13 protein-coding genes are annotated in these 15,926 nt (G+C 59.2%); 6 read left to right on the top strand and 7 right to left on the bottom strand.

All coding sequences use genetic code 11. From position 1 onward, the window contains the following. Positions 1 to 28 precede the first annotated feature (28 nt). Entirely contained in the window at positions 29 to 1,201 is a 1,173-nt protein-coding gene (locus WFN61_RS14110) for a benzoate/H(+) symporter BenE family transporter (RefSeq protein WP_337038820.1), read from the top strand. Here the strand turns inward: WFN61_RS14110 and WFN61_RS14105 are convergent. Beyond that, the gene (locus WFN61_RS14105; protein ID WP_222887725.1) at positions 1,175 to 2,047 is read right to left on the bottom strand and encodes a helix-turn-helix domain-containing protein; all 873 of its coding nucleotides are present in this window, start codon (positions 2,045 to 2,047) and stop codon (positions 1,175 to 1,177) included. The genes WFN61_RS14110 and WFN61_RS14105 overlap by 27 nt on opposite strands. 183 nt (positions 2,048 to 2,230) lie before the next feature. Here WFN61_RS14105 and WFN61_RS14100 point away from each other — a divergent pair, with 183 nt between their 5' ends. Then, a complete protein-coding gene (locus WFN61_RS14100; RefSeq protein WP_337038819.1) occupies positions 2,231 to 3,139 on the top strand; it encodes a DMT family transporter in 909 nt (302 codons plus the stop codon). A 41-nt stretch (positions 3,140 to 3,180) separates the two neighbouring features. Here WFN61_RS14100 and WFN61_RS14095 read toward each other — a convergent pair whose 3' ends face one another. Together WFN61_RS14095 and WFN61_RS14090 are read right to left on the bottom strand one after the other, a co-directional pair. Next, complete coding sequence (locus WFN61_RS14095; protein ID WP_144815539.1) at positions 3,181 to 3,849, bottom strand: DUF3313 domain-containing protein; 669 nt, start codon at positions 3,847 to 3,849, stop codon at positions 3,181 to 3,183. A gap of 134 nt (positions 3,850 to 3,983) precedes the next feature. Beyond that, entirely contained in the window at positions 3,984 to 5,579 is a 1,596-nt protein-coding gene (locus WFN61_RS14090; RefSeq protein WP_337038818.1) for an ABC transporter substrate-binding protein, read from the bottom strand. 126 nt (positions 5,580 to 5,705) lie between these two features. On the opposite strand from WFN61_RS14090, the gene pepT reads away from it, so the two are divergent. Beyond that, the gene (gene pepT, locus WFN61_RS14085; protein ID WP_312282332.1) at positions 5,706 to 6,935 is read left to right on the top strand and encodes a peptidase T; all 1,230 of its coding nucleotides are present in this window, start codon (positions 5,706 to 5,708) and stop codon (positions 6,933 to 6,935) included. Here the strand turns inward: pepT and tehB are convergent. Further along, positions 6,932 to 7,528 carry a tellurite resistance methyltransferase TehB gene (gene tehB, locus WFN61_RS14080; protein WP_337038817.1) on the bottom strand — a complete coding sequence of 199 codons (597 nt, stop codon included), beginning with the start codon at positions 7,526 to 7,528 and terminating at the stop codon, positions 6,932 to 6,934. The genes pepT and tehB overlap by 4 nt on opposite strands. Before the next feature lie 127 nt (positions 7,529 to 7,655). Here tehB and ydcK point away from each other — a divergent pair, with 127 nt between their 5' ends. Next, complete coding sequence (ydcK, locus tag WFN61_RS14075; RefSeq protein ID WP_337038816.1) at positions 7,656 to 8,636, top strand: YdcK family protein; 981 nt, start codon at positions 7,656 to 7,658, stop codon at positions 8,634 to 8,636. On the opposite strand, the gene rimL is transcribed toward ydcK, so the two are convergent. The 3 genes from rimL to hglS form a co-directional block, all read right to left on the bottom strand. Then, entirely contained in the window at positions 8,633 to 9,181 is a 549-nt protein-coding gene (gene rimL, locus WFN61_RS14070) for a 50S ribosomal protein L7/L12-serine acetyltransferase (RefSeq protein WP_144815521.1), read from the bottom strand. The genes ydcK and rimL overlap by 4 nt on opposite strands. Before the next feature lie 14 nt (positions 9,182 to 9,195). Beyond that, positions 9,196 to 10,851 (bottom strand): glucan biosynthesis protein D, encoded by a 1,656-nt coding sequence (locus WFN61_RS14065; protein WP_312632941.1) that lies wholly within the window; start codon positions 10,849 to 10,851, stop codon positions 9,196 to 9,198. A gap of 112 nt (positions 10,852 to 10,963) precedes the next feature. Continuing rightward, the gene (hglS, locus tag WFN61_RS14060; protein ID WP_337038815.1) at positions 10,964 to 12,307 is read right to left on the bottom strand and encodes a 2-oxoadipate dioxygenase/decarboxylase HglS; all 1,344 of its coding nucleotides are present in this window, start codon (positions 12,305 to 12,307) and stop codon (positions 10,964 to 10,966) included. A gap of 250 nt (positions 12,308 to 12,557) precedes the next feature. Between hglS and WFN61_RS14055 the strand changes: the two genes are divergently transcribed. Continuing rightward, positions 12,558 to 13,481 carry a LysR substrate-binding domain-containing protein gene (locus WFN61_RS14055; RefSeq protein ID WP_257757642.1) on the top strand — a complete coding sequence of 308 codons (924 nt, stop codon included), beginning with the start codon at positions 12,558 to 12,560 and terminating at the stop codon, positions 13,479 to 13,481. Between the two features lie 148 nt (positions 13,482 to 13,629). After that, positions 13,630 to 15,921: an FdhF/YdeP family oxidoreductase gene (locus WFN61_RS14050; protein ID WP_337038814.1), complete on the top strand. Its 2,292-nt coding sequence runs from the start codon at positions 13,630 to 13,632 to the stop codon at positions 15,919 to 15,921. Positions 15,922 to 15,926 lie beyond the last annotated feature (5 nt).

The following is a 15,926-nucleotide window of genomic DNA, read 5'->3' as shown; positions in this document are numbered from 1 at the left end:
CTACCGTGATAGCGTACATGGAGTCCTTATGCCCCTGCGTCCTTTTCCCTTTTCCACCCTGCTGGCTGGCTTTGTGGCGGTGCTGGTGGGCTACGCCAGCTCGGCGGCCATTATCTGGCAGGCCGCCAGCGTCGCCGGTGCCAGCCCGGTGCAAATCGCCGGCTGGATGACGGCGCTGGGGCTGGCAATGGGCATTAGCACCCTTGTGCTGACCCTGCGCTACCGCGTTCCGGTGCTCACCGCCTGGTCAACCCCCGGCGCGGCGCTGCTCGCTACCAGCCTTGACGGGGCCACCCTCAACGAGGCCGTCGGGGTATTTATCTTTGCTAATGCCCTGATCCTGCTCTGCGGCCTTACCGGCCTGTTTGCCAGGCTGATGAAGATTGTCCCGCACTCGCTGGCAGCGGCGATGCTGGCCGGTATCTTACTGCGTTTTGGATTGCAGGCCTTTACTAATTTACAGAGCGATTTCAGTTTAAGTGTCAGCATGTTGCTGGCATGGCTGATCTGCAAAGCGCTAGCGCCGCGCTACGCCATTATTGCCACTCTGATTACAGGCGCATTCGTGGCCTGGCTACACGGTGACGTTGTCACGTCTGCGCTGCACTTTTCGGTGGTGATGCCCGAGATAATTGCCCCTCGCTTTACTCTGACCACCTTAATCAGCGTGGGCCTGCCCTTTTTCCTGGCGACGATGGCCTCGCAAAACGCGCCCGGTTTCGCCACTATGCAGGCTGCTGGCTATCATGTTCCCGCCTCGCCGCTGATGGTCTTTACCGGCGGACTGGCGCTGCTGGGCAGCGTATTTGGAGTCTACTCCGTCTGTATCGCCGCCATCACCGCCGCCATCTGTCAAAGCCCGGATGCGCACCCGGATGCGGATAAACGCTGGCAGGCTGCCGCTGCCGCAGGCGTCTTCTATCTGCTGGCGGGCCTGTTTGGCGGCTCGATAAGCGGACTAATGGCTGCCCTTCCGCTGGGCTGGATCCAGACCCTGGCAGGGCTGGCGCTGCTGGGTACGATCGGCGGCAGCCTGCATCAGGCGCTGGTAAACGAACGCGAACGCGATGCCGCGGTAGTCACCTTTCTCGTAACCGCCAGCGGCGTGACGCTGCTGGGCATCGGGTCGGCATTCTGGGGTCTACTGGTGGGCGGGATCTGCTTTGCCGTCCTGTCAGGCGTACGCCGCGCGCATTTGTGACGGCGTCACGCCAAACACGCTTTTGAAACGGTTACTGAAGTGGCTGGCCGAACTGAACCCGCACCCGAGGGCGATATCGGTTAGCGGCAGCGCCGTGTGGCATACCCTATCCCGGGCCTGGTGCATCCGCCGTTGCATGACGTACTGGTGTGGCGCAAGCCCGGAGGAGTGACGAAACATGCGGGCAAAATGGTATTCGCTTAAGGACGCCTGGCTAGCGAGATCGGCAAGGGTCAGCGGCTCGGCAAGATGGGCGTCGATATACTCCAGTACGTTACGCAGCACCGACGGGGCCAGCCCGCCGGTGACGTTCGGCATGCGCCACTGCACGCTGCTGTAGCGCTGAATAATATGGGTCAGCAGCAGCGTCGATGCTGTGCTCAGGGTAAGCTGGTTGGCCTGCTGCTGCCAGTCGCAGTCGAGCAAAAACTGGCGATAGAGAGCAGTGATCTGCGCATCCTGACCAAAGGTCTTCTCATCCAGCGTCAGCGTGGCCGGGCTGCGATCCCAGATCTGCTCCCCCACGCTGCGCAGATGCGCATCGGTGCAGTAGAGGTGCACGAAGGAGAGATCGTCGCGAATATCCCAGGTCGATTCACTCTCTTTCGGCAGAAGGCAGAACCGATCCGGCCCGCCGCCGTTTTGCCAGCCGCTGCGGGTTTTATGGTAGCTCTCATAGCCGTCGGCAACGTAGAGGCTCAACGTGTGGTGATCGCAATATTGGGTAATGCGATCGCGCTTGTTGGACCATGCGGCCAGCTGCATGCCATTATTCAGGGCCACTGAATTTTTCAGCACCGCGCTGTGCCTGCGCAGGTTTTCAAAAGCACCGTAGGTTTCTGCCATCGCCACATTAACAAGTGATTAACCAGATCCTTAGTGTATGAAGAGTGCGGCACGGATGAAAGCGTTGCCGTCCTCTGGCCGCCAAAAAACCGCAAGAATTTGCAAGTCTCCCGCAATCCCCTGCAAGCGTCACCGCCCGCCACGCTCAACAATAGGGTTTTTTACGATGGAGAGCAGCGCACGATGAACGCATTAATGTATGGCCTGGTGGTGGTGATTTGGGGAACGACGTGGATTGCTATCCATTTGCAGCAGGGGTCGGTCGCTGCGCCGGTCTCCATTTTCTGGCGCTTCGCGCTGGCCTCGGCCATCATGATGCTGACCCTGCTGGTGCTTAAGCGGCTGCGCGCCCTGACGCTCCGGGATCACCTGATGTGTATGGTGCAGGGCGGCTGCGTGTTCGGCTTCAACTTCTGGTGCTTTTACACCGCTGCGGCGTGGATCAACACCGGCCTGGAGTCGGTCATCTTCTCTATGGCGGTACTGTTCAACGCGATAAACAGCTTTATCTTCTTTGGTCAGCGCCCGCCCGCTCGCTTCTTTCTGGCCGCCGCGCTGGGTCTGACCGGCATCGTCGCCCTCTTCTGGCAGGATCTGCTGGCGAAAGAGCTGAACGTTAACCTGCTGCTGGGCATTGGCCTGTCTGCGCTGGGCACCCTGGGCTTCTCGCTGGGCAATATGATCAGCCTGCGTCACCAGCGTAAAGGGCTCGAGACCATGACCACCAACGGCTGGGCCATGTTCTACGGCACGCTGATTATGGGTTTTATTGCCCTGGTACGGGGCGACAGCTTCACGCCCGAGTGGACGGTGAGCTACCTCGGCGCGCTGGTTTACCTGGCGCTGTTCGGCTCGGTCGTTGGCTTTGGGGTCTATTTTACGCTGGTGGGTCGCATCGGGGCGAGCAAAGCCGCCTACAGCACGCTGCTCTTTCCGCTGGTGGCGTTAACGCTCTCTACCCTGTTTGAAGGGTACCGCTGGGAGAGCAATGCCGTGGTGGGGCTGGCGCTGATCCTGGTGGGTAATCTGGTGATGTTTACCCGGCCAGAGAGTCTGCTGCGCGTCTGGCACGGGCGGCCGCGCTCGGCGTGAGGGAAAAGAGAAGCGCCATCACCGGGATGGCGCTTCGCTGACTACGGTTTTTTAACCTGGAACAGCGCCGCATCGCTGGCCAGATCGTCCACCACCTGTTTGAGGGTATCGACGGTAAGCGGTGTATTCTGGTTATTGAGATCTTTACCCTCGCCTTTACGCACCACTTTGATCACCGGTTTGTTGGTAGCGGCGTCAATCAGCTCGCCCTCAAAATAGAGCGCGGTATCCATGGTACGGTGACCGGTGGCGGCCTGGGTGCCTGCTACCACCATCGCAATTGGGATTACCTCATAGAACTGCAACCCCTCTTTACTGGAGTCGACGCCGGTGATCGCGCCACGGAAAATCAGGCTGCGCGGACCGGGCTTAGCCACCAGCGGCTTGCGTTGGGCAGCGGCAGCTTTCAGCTTGGTATTGGTGTAGGTCAGCAGGCCGTTGAGGGTATCCTGACCAATCTGCGTGGTGGGTTTAGGTTGCGGATAGTAGGTAATGGGGTTGTAGACGATGCTATCGTATTTGCTGTCATCAAACGACGGATCAACCCAGCGCAGGACCGGTTTCCCCGAGGCGGAGGTCGCCTCTTTCAGATTTGAATAATCTTTTAAGAAACCGGAATACTTTTCGGGCTGTGTAACTTTCGACGAGCACCCTGTCAGAGCCAGCAGCCCCGACAGTACTGCGACCTGAATCAATGAGTGAGTACGCATGTATTTATTCCTGGAATTATGACGATGCATACGGAGTTATAGCAAAACTTGATTAGGGTCGTTGTGACTAAAAGAGCGCTGGCTCACCCTTTTACCAAAAATCATGCCTGCGCATGACCGCAGGCATGGGTTGATTATTTTTTTAAATCGACCTGATAAAAAATGTGTTTGCCAAAGGGATCGATCTCATACCCCTGCACCTCTTTGCGCATCGGTTCGAAAATCGTCGAGTGGGCAATCATCACGGCGGGCATCTGGTCATGCATCATCTGCTGGGCCTGCTTGTAGAGGGCAGTACGCTGAGACCGATCGGTGATGCCTTTCGCTTCGGCAATCAGCTTATCAAACGGCTGATAGCACCACTTCGCCGAGTTGGATCCGCCGTCCGCCGACTGGCAGGTAAACAGCGGGCCGAAGAAGTTATCCGGATCGCCAGTGGCCGTGGTCCAGCCCATCAGCGCCGCCTGGTGCTCACCACCCTTCACGCGCTTGAGGTACTCGCCCCACTCAAAGGTGACGATTTTCGCCTGCACGCCAATCTTCGCCCAGTCGGCCTGGATCATCTCCGCCATACGCTTGGCGTTCGGGTTGTAGGGACGCTGAACCGGCATCGCCCACAGGTCAATGCTTAAGCCCTTGCTAAAGCCCGCCTCGGCCAGCAGGGCTTTGGCCTGCTCCGGGTTATAGTCGTAATCCTTAAGGTCGCTGTCGGCGCTCCAGACCCCCGGCGGCAGCAGGTTTTTCGCCGCCGTGCCGGTGCCCTGGAACACCGCATCGATAATCGCCGGCTTGTTGATCGCCATCGCCAGCGCCTGGCGTACCTTGACGTTATCCAGTGGCGCTTTCTGCGTGTTGAGGGCGAGGAAGCCCGTATTTAACCCGGCCTTGCTCATCAGGTTGATATTGGGGTTTTCGCGCATTCGCGGCAGATCCGCCGGGTTCGGGAAGGCCATCACCTGACACTCGTTCTTCTCCAGCTTGGCGTAGCGCACCGAGGCGTCCGGGGTGATGCTGAACACCAGCCGGTCCAGTTTGGCCTTGCCCTGCCAGTACTCCGGGAAAGCGGTAAACAGGATGCGGGAGTCCTTCTGATACTGCGCCAGCCTGAACGGGCCGGTGCCGATGGGGTCCATATCGACGCGCGTCGGGGTGCCCGCCTTCAGCATGGCGTCGGCATACTCGGCCGACAGGATCGAGGCAAAATACCACGCCAGATCCGCCACGAACGGTGCCTCCGGATGCGCAAGCGTAAAGCGCACGGTATGGTCGTCGACTTTATCGATGCTGGTAATCAGCTTGCCAAACTCCAGGCTCTCAAAGTTGGAGTAGTTACCGTTAGAGACGTTGTGATAGGGATGATTCGGATCCTTCTGCCGCATGAACGAGAAGATCACGTCGTCGGCGTTGAAGTCTCGCGTCGGGGTAAAGTATTTATTGCTCTGGAACTTCACTCCTTTGCGCAGATGGAAGGTGTAGGTTTTACCATCTTCGCTGACGTCCCAGCGTTCGGCGAGGCCAGGCTCTAACTCCGTGGTACCGACCTTAAACTCAACCAGCCGGTTGTAGACCGGCACGGCGCTGGCATCGACGCTGGTTCCCGAGGTGTAAAGTTGAGGGTTAAAGTTTTCAGGCGATCCTTCCGAACAGTAAACCAGCGTCTTCGCTGCCACGGTAGAACTGACCGTGAGCGCGGCCAACGCCAGTGCAAGTGTTGTGGGTTTGCTTATCATCTTTATCCTGTCGTTTATCCGGCTATCTTAGCGTGCTATCAATAAGTGCTTGTTGTTTGCCCGTTAATACATAACATTAAAGTCACACCGTAAGCACCTGATAAAACAAATAAAGAAGGATCCACTATGTCATCGCCACTCGCCAGACAATTAACCCAACGCTTTTTTAGCTACCTTGCTATCACCAGCCAGAGCGATGCGTCTGCTACCACCCTGCCTACCACAGCAGGCCAGTATGAGATGGCCCGCGTGCTGGCCGACGAGCTAAAAACGCTGGGATTAGAAGAGATTGTGATCGACGACTACGCCACCGTGACGGCGGTTAAAAAGGGCAATGTGGCAGGCGCGCCGCGCATCGGTTTTATTACCCATATCGATACCGTAGACGTCGGACTGTCGCCGGATATTCATCCACAGATCCTGCAGTTTACCGGCACAGATCTCTGTCTGAATGCCCAGCAGGATATCTGGCTGCGCACCGCCGAGCACCCGGAAATTTTAGCCTACCCAGGGGAAGAGATTATCTTTAGCGACGGCACCAGCGTGCTGGGCGCAGATAACAAGGCGGCGGTAACGGTAGTCATGACCCTGCTGGAGAATCTGACCGCAGAGCATCAGCATGGCGATATCGTAGTGGCTTTTGTGCCTGATGAGGAGGTAGGCCTGCGCGGGGCCAAGGCGCTGGATCTTAAGCGTTTCGACGTCGAGTTTGCCTGGACCATCGACTGCTGCGAGCTGGGGGAGATTGTTTACGAGAACTTTAACGCCGCCCAGGCGAAGATCCGCTTTACCGGCGTCACGGCGCACCCGATGTCAGCCAAGGGGGTACTGGTCAACCCCCTGCTGATGGCCACGGACTACATCAGCTATTTCGATCGCCAGCAGACGCCGGAGCATACCGCAGGCCGCGAGGGCTATACCTGGTTCAACGGTATGGAAGCAGTACAGGGCCACGCCGTGCTCAGCGCCAGCATCCGCGATTTCGATAAAGAACGCTTTGAGGAGCGCAAGCGGCAGATTGGCGAGGTGGCGCAGCGTATTGCCGCGCAGCACCCCACCGCGAAGGTGGAGTATGAGATCGAGGACGTCTACAGCAACATCAGCAACGCCGTGGGCGAGGATCGCCGCGCCATCGATCTGATGTTTGAGGCAATGGAGAGCCTGGGCATTACGCCGAAGCCAACCCCGATGCGCGGCGGAACCGACGGCGCAGCGCTCTCGGCGAAGGGGCTGCTGACCCCGAACTTCTTCACCGGTGCGCACAACTTCCACTCGCGCTTTGAGTTCCTGCCGCTGAAATCCTTTGAGGCGTCCTACAACGTCGCGCTTCAGCTCTGTCTGCTGGCGGCCCGCTAAGCGGGTTTACGGGCCAGCAGCGTGGCAAAGCGCAGCCTGATGCGGTTGCCATTGGCGTCGGTGCGGTGTAGCTCACCGACGTCTTCATTGTATTTCACGACTTCCCAGCCGGTGTAGTACTCCGCCAGCTCTCCGGTTTTAAAGGCAAACGGGAAGCCGACCGTGCAGGGAAAATCGTCCGTGTCCATCGCGGCGACAATCAGGTTATAGCCTCCCGGTACGGTAGTACGCTGCATATTGGCAATCAGGCCAGGGATGGTTTGCGGCTCAAGGAACATCATCACCACGGTGGAGAGAATAAAGTCATACTCTCCCTCAAAGCTCAGCGCGTTGAGGTCGACGGTGGCGATCTCAAGATTAGTTAGCCCCTCCGCCGCCTTAATACGTTCGATATTGGCGATGCTCATGGGATTCTTGTCCCATGCCGTGACACTGTAACCGTTAGCGGCAAGGTAGAGGCTGTTACGACCATTGCCGCAGCCGAGATCGAGCGTTTTGCCCGGTGGAACCCGCCCCGCCGCAGCCAGCACCTCAGAATGGGTGCGGGTTAAACCATATTTTTCAGTGAAGTAATTCTCATCAACCTTAGCCATGATCCATCCTTACGTGGGCGGGAAATTTAAAATGATATTTTAAATACATTTTATTGAAATTCCTTGGCAATAGCCAGAGCGGCAAAGTTTGCTACGTTTATCTAAGGCCATTAGTGGAAAACCAACAATGAATAAGTATCGCCTGAGCGATGCCAGCCGCTCATTTAGCTATCAGGATAACGGTGAAAAGCGGCACGTTACCCTGCGCCAGATCGTCGCCCTGCGGGATTTTCATGATGTCCAGGCCGGCACGCTGGGCGGCTGGGTAGAGGATGAGCAGGTGCTAAGCCAGCAGGACAGCTGCTGGATCTACGATGAGAACAGCATGGTGTTCGGCGGCAGCCGGATACGCGACTGCGCCCGCATTAGCCAGTCCTGCACCATTTACGACGGGGTAGAGATTAGCGGCCATGCCTGGGTTGATGGGTCGGAAATCTGTCGAGGGGCGCGTCTGAGCGGCAACGTGCTGGTGCAGCGGTCGCGGGTGAGCGGCGAGTGTCTGCTCGGCGACGATGCCCGGATCCTCAACGGCAGCGAGATTATTGCCGCCCGTGGTCTCACCCTCGATCACGACGCCACCCTGCGCATCTACGACCGAGCCACGGTGAACCACTCCCGCATCCTGCACCAGGCACAGATTTACGGCGACGCCATCGTCAATTACGCCTTCGTTGAGCATCGCGCAGAGGTCTTCGACTTCGCCCTGCTGGAGGGCAATGAGGAGAACGACGTCTGGGTCTGCGACTGCGCCAGGGTATACGATCGCGCCCGTCTGGTCGCCGGACGCGGGGAAGATGCCATTCCCACCCTACGCTACAGCGCTCAGGTAGCAGAGAATGCGGTGGTAGAGGGCAACTGCGTGCTGAAGCACCACGTGCGCGTCGGGGGTGAAGCGCGGCTCAGCGGCGGACCGCTGGTGCTGGACGACTATGTTCTCGTTCAAGGCCGGGCGCAGCTCAGGGGCAATCTACTGATCGAGGGACATATTGAGATTAGCGGCGATGCGGCGGTGACCGCCCTGGAGGAAGAGTCTATTCACCTGCGCGGTCCGAAGGTGATGAGCGGCGCGGAGCGTATTACCCGCACGCCGCTGCTGGGGGCACTCTAGGCGTCGATAATCCGCGCGTAGAGGTTTTGATCGTCATAGCGGCCGTTGAGGAACTCGGCCTCTTTCAGGCAGCCCTCCAGCACGAAACCCGCGCGCTGGGCCACCCGATTGCTGGCAGCGTTATCCACCCGGCACTTGATCACAAAGCGCCGGATCTCGCCGCTCTGGGCATAGTGTTGAATAAACGCCTCCAGCGACTGGGAGAGAATGCCCTGCCCCTGATGCCCTTCATCCAGCCAGTAACCAATATAAGCGGTTTTGTTCAGCGGCTCGATGGCGTTAAACGACAGCACGCCGACGAGGGTCTCCTGCTGCACAATCAGGAACATTTTGGCGTAGCCGCGCTGGTGCAACATGATGTTACTCTGGGCGTTTTTGAGCGAGTCCTCTTCACTGGCGACGTACTGCGGCCAGTTTAGCGACTGCTGGAGCCACGCCCGGTTCTTCACCACCAGCTGATACAGCTCGCTGACGAAACGCTCATCAATGGCGCACAGCGTCAGGGTGTCGCTAACGGGGATCAGCTCATCCGTACTGGTCTGCATCTTCTCTCCTTAACCTAGCGCATCACGCGGTCATCAACGTAGGTCCGCTTGTCCGGTGCCGGCGGGAAGTACTGATAGAGCCAGGTTTCGCTGACCGCCTCACCCTGGCAGCGCAGGAACATGCGCATCTCAACCGGATCGGTGGCGTCGTTAGTGGGATACCAGTCAAACTGGATGCGATAGCCGTCAAACGGCTCCACGTAGAGGATCTCCACCTGCTTCGCCTCACCGTTAGAGAGGGTGATCACGGGCTCAATGCCCCTCGGGGCGGCCTCTTTGATGTTGCCTCCGGCAAAGTCGATGGCGAAACGGCGGGCCCACACCTGCGGATAGTGCTCGCCTGGTGCCCATCCTTCCGGGAAGCCACCCATGCCGGTGCGGGTGGCCAGCACGCGGGCCAGCGGCGTATGCACTGGCGGCTGCGCGCTCCAGTAGAGGCGGTACTGGAAGGCGAGACTGTCCCCGGCTTTGACCGGTTTTTCCGGCTGCCAGAAGCAGACGATGTTATCCAGCGTCTCACCGGTGGTGGGGATCTCCATCAGGTTAACACTCCCCTTGCCCCAGCTATTACGCGGCTCGACCCACAGGCTTGGGCGCTTGTTGTACCAGCCCATCACGTCCTGATAGTGAGAGAAGTCGCGATCCAACTGCAGCAGCCCGAAGCCTTTCGGGTTGTTATCGTCAAAGGCGTTAAACTGTAACTTCTGCGGGTTATTGAGCGGGCGGCAAATCCACTCTCCGTTACCCCGCCACATCGCCAGACGGTCAGAGTCGTGGATCTGCGGGTGGATGGTGTCGCACATGCGCCGCTCGTTGTTGCCGCAGCTGAACATGCTGGTCATCGGTGAGATCCCCAGCTGTTTGATATCCTTGCGAGCGTAGAGATGGTTATCTACCTCCATGATCACCTGGTTCTGCTCACAGTGGATCACGAATTTATACGCGCCGGTCAGGCTCGGGCTGTCCAGCAGGGCATAGACGGTAAAGGTGGTGTCCGTGGGTTTCGCCGTTTCGAACCAGAACGAGGTGAAGTCCGGAAACTCTTCGGGGGTGTCGGTGAAGGTATCGATCGCCACGCCGCGGGCGGAGAGACCGTACTGGTAGGTACTGTCAACCGCGCGGAAGTAGCTTGCCCCCAGGAAGGAGACGATATCCCGACGGGCCAGCTCCGGGGCCTTGAACACGCGGAAACCGGCGAAGCCGAGATCGCTCTGCCCCTCCAGCTGTTTGGTATCGACGCCTGCGTCGTGGTAGTTAAACAGCTCTGGCCGGAAGTGGATCTCACGGGCCTGGTGGCTGACGGGATCCAACGAGAACATGCGCACCCGGCGGCGGAAGCCCATCCCCACGTGGAAGAACTGCACGTCAAGCTGGCGGCCCTCTACGTTGTTCCACAGCGACTGCTTTGCATCGTACTGAATGCTGTTGTAAGCCTGCGGCGTCAGGGTGGCGAGCGTCTCAGGCAGCGCACGCGGCGCGCCTCCCCACGGCGTTTGGGCCAGATCGTGCGCCGTCGCCTGCAGGCTGGAGAAATCAAAACGATGGCTTTGACCATCGGCAATGCCGGGTTCCGCTGCAAAGGCAGCGCGGGAAAAGAGCGAGGCGAGTCCTGATGTCCCGCTCGCAGCGGCCAGTATCATAGAAGATTTTAAAAAACGTCTGCGGTTCATGCCTGAGAAAACGTCCTTTTGGTCGTGTGAAAGCGCTCCGCCCGCAAGCGAAACAGCGGCAATAAAAGCACGCCCACTCTAGACAACTTTGTCGCAGAATCCAATGAGAGTTTTACACCAGTCCACAACGCCGCAGGCTGCGCACCTCCGCTGCCTGGTAAAGCGCAAACTCATCCAGTACCGAACAGCCCAGCGCCTGCTCAAACGCCTCACGGCTGGCATTACCATGCTGACGCTGCTGAGTTTCATTGCCAAGATTGGACTGGAAAATCCCTGCCGCGCTGACCGGCAGAAAATCTTCGTAGGTGATGGGCTGCGCTACTACCCAGCCGCGCTCGATCAGCGGCTGTGGATCGTCTCCTGGACCAAAGGCGTGACGATGGCCCTCTCCTGTGGGTGTCAGGCGGTAGCGGAAGTAGGCCAGCCCCTGACGGCGTAGCATTAGCTCGCTGTCGGGAAAAGCTTTGAACTTCTCCTGCAGGTGATGCTGGTGGATCAGGTTATCTTTTCCGGTGCCCGCCTCGGCCAGCAGCCTGTCGTAGAGCGCCCGTCCTTTTGGCGTCAGGGCCGCGCCGCGCTGCTCGATCTCACCGAAGCGCGCGCTGTGGGTTCCCCGATGCTCGCCGGCAAACAGCACCGGCTCCTCCAGCGCCTTGAAGCTGGTTTGCCGCAGCAGGAGCGGAACCTCACGCCGGGGCGGCCCTTCGATAAGCACTTTCGGTTCAATACCGTACTCCGGCATCAGGGCCTGGACCCGATCGATATCCAGCGTGCGCGGAGTCAGGTGGTTAATGTGGCAGCCGGGAAAGCAGACAACGTCAGCAATCAGCCGGTGCTCGCTGTGCAGCGCGTGATAGGTGTCGTAGTCAACGGTGGCATGCTGATGCCAGCGAAAGGTCTCCAGCGCCTGCTGAACAAACTCGCTGGCCTGAGCCGCCGTGAATCCCCCCTGCTGCTCAAAGCAATCCAGCAACTCCAGACAGCGCGGGGTGAAAATCGAACGCTTAGCCAGAACCGCTTTCGCGCGCTGGCGCAGCGACTCGCTCTCAATCAGCTCGGGCCGCAGGAGCGAGGTAAAGACGCGAAACGGATTGCGGCACAGCGCCTCGTCATCAACCGGGCGAAACGCGGTGGAGTGCACCGGCACCCCTGCCTCGGAGAGATCGTAGTAGCCTACCGGCTGCATCCCCATGACCGCAAAGAGTCGTCGCAGCGTAGAGAGCTCCAGCGGCGTACCGACGCGAATGGCCCCGTGGCGCTCGACGTTGAGACGCGCCAGCTCATCGGCATTGGCGAGCTGCTCATGCAGCTTAGGGTTGTTCTCAAGTACCGCCAGATTGACATCGGCGACCAGCTCCAGCAGCGTGCCGTACTGGGGAACTTCCTGCTGGTACATGGCCGACATGGCCTGTGAAAATGCTTCCCGGATCTCATCAGCCGTGATCGTATACGCCATAATCTCATTTCTCCCCTTTATCTACCTGGAGTGTAGAGAAGGTCCTCATCCGGCGCGGGAAAAAATTACAAAGTGTGATCGGGGCAAAAAGTGTAAGCGTAAGTTACATAACAAAAAATTATACCACCACGCTGGGCAAACGCCGGGCGGTTGAGCAAAGCGGTTAAATGTTAATAATATTTTGCTAGCAGGTTATCAAATTTAGATAACTTTTCTTGTCAGCGGTTGCGCTCTGTTTTTAACATTGGTTATGGAAAAAAATGGTCTCTTCAGTCAGCGCATCCGCTTGCGCCACTTACATACCTTTGTCGCCGTCGCTCAACAGGGAACGCTGGGGCGCGCGGCAGAAACGCTCAACCTTAGCCAGCCTGCGCTATCGAAAACCCTTAACGAGCTGGAGCAGCTAACCGGCACGCGGCTCTTCGATCGCGGCCGGATGGGGGCGCACCTCACCGTGGTCGGCGAACAGTTCCTGACCCATGCGGTACGGGTGCTGGACGCGCTGAATACCGCCGGACAGGCGCTGTACCACAAAGAGGGCGTGAACCATGACGTGGTGCGCGTTGGCGCGCTGCCCACCGCCGCGCTGGGCATTATGCCGCCGGCGATTGGCGAATTTCATCGCCACCTGCCGCACATCACGCTTCAGGTTGCCACGATGAATAACCCGATGCTGCTGGCCGGTCTGAAAACCGGCGAGCTGGATATCGGTATTGGCCGCATGTCAGATCCAGAGATGATGAGCGGCCTGAACTACGAGCTGCTGTTTTTAGAATCCCTGAAGCTGGTGGTGCATCCCCATCACCCTCTATTAAAAGATACGGTGACGCTCAGCCGGGTGATGGAGTGGCCGGTAGTGGTTGCCCCGCAGGGCACCGCCCCGCGCCAGCATACCGAGGCGCTGCTCGCGGCCCAGGGGTGCACCCTGCCCTCCGGCTGCATCGAAACGCTGTCGGCCTCGCTCTCCCGCCAGCTTACCGTTGAGTATAACTACGTCTGGTTTGTGCCTTCCGGCGCGGTAAAGGACGATCTCAAACAGGGGGCGCTAACGGCGCTGCCGATCCCGGCCCAGGGCGCGGGCGAGCCGATTGGCATTATTACCCGTATCGACGCCCCGCTTTCGGCGGCGGCGCAAACGCTGCTTAGCGCGATCCGAAAATCGATGCCGGTTTAACACAGCGTGCGCTTTAGCGCTCTTCCAGCGGCTGTTGTTACACAAATTGTTGCGCATATCGTTGCGCAAAGGGTAAACATAACGTTAATTGTGTGATAAAACCGCGTTATTGATTATGGGTCCAGCAACCCGCCGTCTGGAAGTATTCATGAAATTTAAATCCGCTATTAAGCCATACCGCGCCGCTGCCGGCGGGCTTGGCTCTCTGGAAGCAACGACCCGCTTCGTCATCGACAGCAAAAACGCCCTCAAGAATATGCGCAATCTGTTGCGCATGAACAAGGCTCGCGGCTTTGACTGCCCCGGCTGCGCCTGGGGCGACGACAATAAAAGCACCTTCAGCTTCTGTGAAAACGGCGCTAAGGCCGTGACCTGGGAGGCCACCCGTCGCCAGGTTGACGCCGACTTCTTTGCCAAACATACCGTGAGCGCCCTTAACCAGCAGTCTGACTACTTCCTTGAGTATCAGGGACGCCTCACCGAGCCGCTGAGCTATAACCCTACCACCGACCGCTATGAGCCTATTAGCTGGGACGCCGTCTGGGCGCTGATTGCGCAACATATCCAGGCGATGGATCACCCGGATCAGATGGAGCTGTACACCTCCGGGCGCGCCAGCAACGAAGCGGCCTATATTTATCAGCTGTTTGGTCGCATGGTCGGGACCAATAATTTCCCCGACTGCTCCAACATGTGTCATGAGGCGAGCGGTGCCGGGCTGAAGCGCAGCATCGGCGTCGGGAAAGGCACGGTACACCTGAAGGATTTTGACCAGGCCGACGCGATCTTTGTCTTTGGCCAGAACCCGGGCACCAACCATCCGCGTATGCTGCACAGCCTGCGCCACGCCGCCGATCGCGGGGCCAGCATCGTCACCTTTAATACCCTGCGCGAGCGCGGGCTGGAGCGATTCGCCGATCCGCAGAAGCCGCTGGAGGTGATCACCCCGAAGGCAGGCACCATCAGCTCCTCCTACTATCAGCCTAACCTTGGCGGCGATATGGCGGCGGTGCGCGGCATGGCGAAGGCGCTGCTGGAGACCCAGCGCCAGCGGCAGGCCGACGGCCAGCCCGGCATCTTTGACGAGACGTTTATCACCCGTTACACCCAGGGCATTGAGGCATGGTTTGCGCAAATTGATGCCACCTCCTGGGCAACGCTGGTGGAGCAGTCCGGCCTGACGGAGCAGCAGCTTCGCGAGGCGGCAGGCATCTGGCAGCGCGCCGAACGGGTGATCTGTACCTGGGCGATGGGCATTACCCAGCACAAACACTCTCTCGACACCGTACGGGAGATCACCAACCTGCAACTGCTCGGCGGCCATCTCGGTAAACCCGGCGCGGGCCTCTGCCCGGTTCGCGGCCACAGTAACGTGCAGGGCAACCGCACGGTGGGCATTGATGAGAAGCCCCCTGCCGTGCTGCTGGACAGCCTCGCCCGTCACTTTAACTTTGAACCACCGCGCAGGCCTGGGCACCACACCGTGGATGCAATCAACGCCATGCTGCGAGATGAAGTTAAGGTGCTGATCGCCCTCGGGGGCAACCTCGCCGCCGCCGCGCCGGATACGCCGCGCACCTGCGACGCCCTGCGCCGCTGCGGGCTGACGGTCTATATCAGCACCAAGCTCAACCGCAGCCACCTGATGCCCGGTAAGGCCTCGCTGATCCTGCCGACGTTGGGGCGCACGGAGGAAGATATCCAGGCCAGCGGCCGACAGTTCATCACTGTGGAGGACTCCTTCAGCATGGTTCACGCTTCTGAAGGGATCGGCAAACCGCTGGCGACAACCCAGCGTTCAGAGACGGCGATTATCGCCAATATCGCCCACGCCACGCTTGGCGATGCCGCCGTGAACTGGCTGGCGCTGGCGGATGATTACAGTCTGATCCGCGACCATATTGCCGCCACCCTCCCCGGCTTCGCCGACTTCAACGCCCGCTGCGATCTACCGGGCGGCTTCTGGCTGGGCAACGCCGCCGCCGGGCTGACATTTAACACGCCGTCGGGCAAGGCCGAATTCAGCGCCGCGCCGCTGCCGTTCTCCGTGCGCGAGGATGCGCCGTTTATTCTGCAAACCCTGCGCTCCCACGATCAGTACAACACCACCATCTACGGGCTGGACGACCGCTACCGTGGCGTTTACGGCCAGCGCGAGGTGCTGTTTATGCATGCGGATGATATCGCAGCGCTGGGCTTACAGGATGGCGATCGGGTGGATATCACTACCGAGACGGATGACGGCATTGTGCGCCAGGTACAGGATTTCAAACTGGTAGCCTACGCCATCCCGCGTGGTAACCTGGCGGCCTACTACCCTGAGACGAACCCGCTGGTTCCTCTCTCCCGCATTGGAGACGGTACCGGCACCCCGACGTCAAAATCGATTCCGGTGCGCGTGACCAAAGCTCAGGCCCAGTCCACCTTGCGTATCGCTTAATCCTT

The organism is Pseudescherichia sp. AS216, assembly GCF_037152055.1.
Lineage (GTDB): Bacteria > Pseudomonadota > Gammaproteobacteria > Enterobacterales > Enterobacteriaceae > Pseudescherichia.
This window is presented reverse-complemented; position numbering and strand designations above follow the sequence as displayed.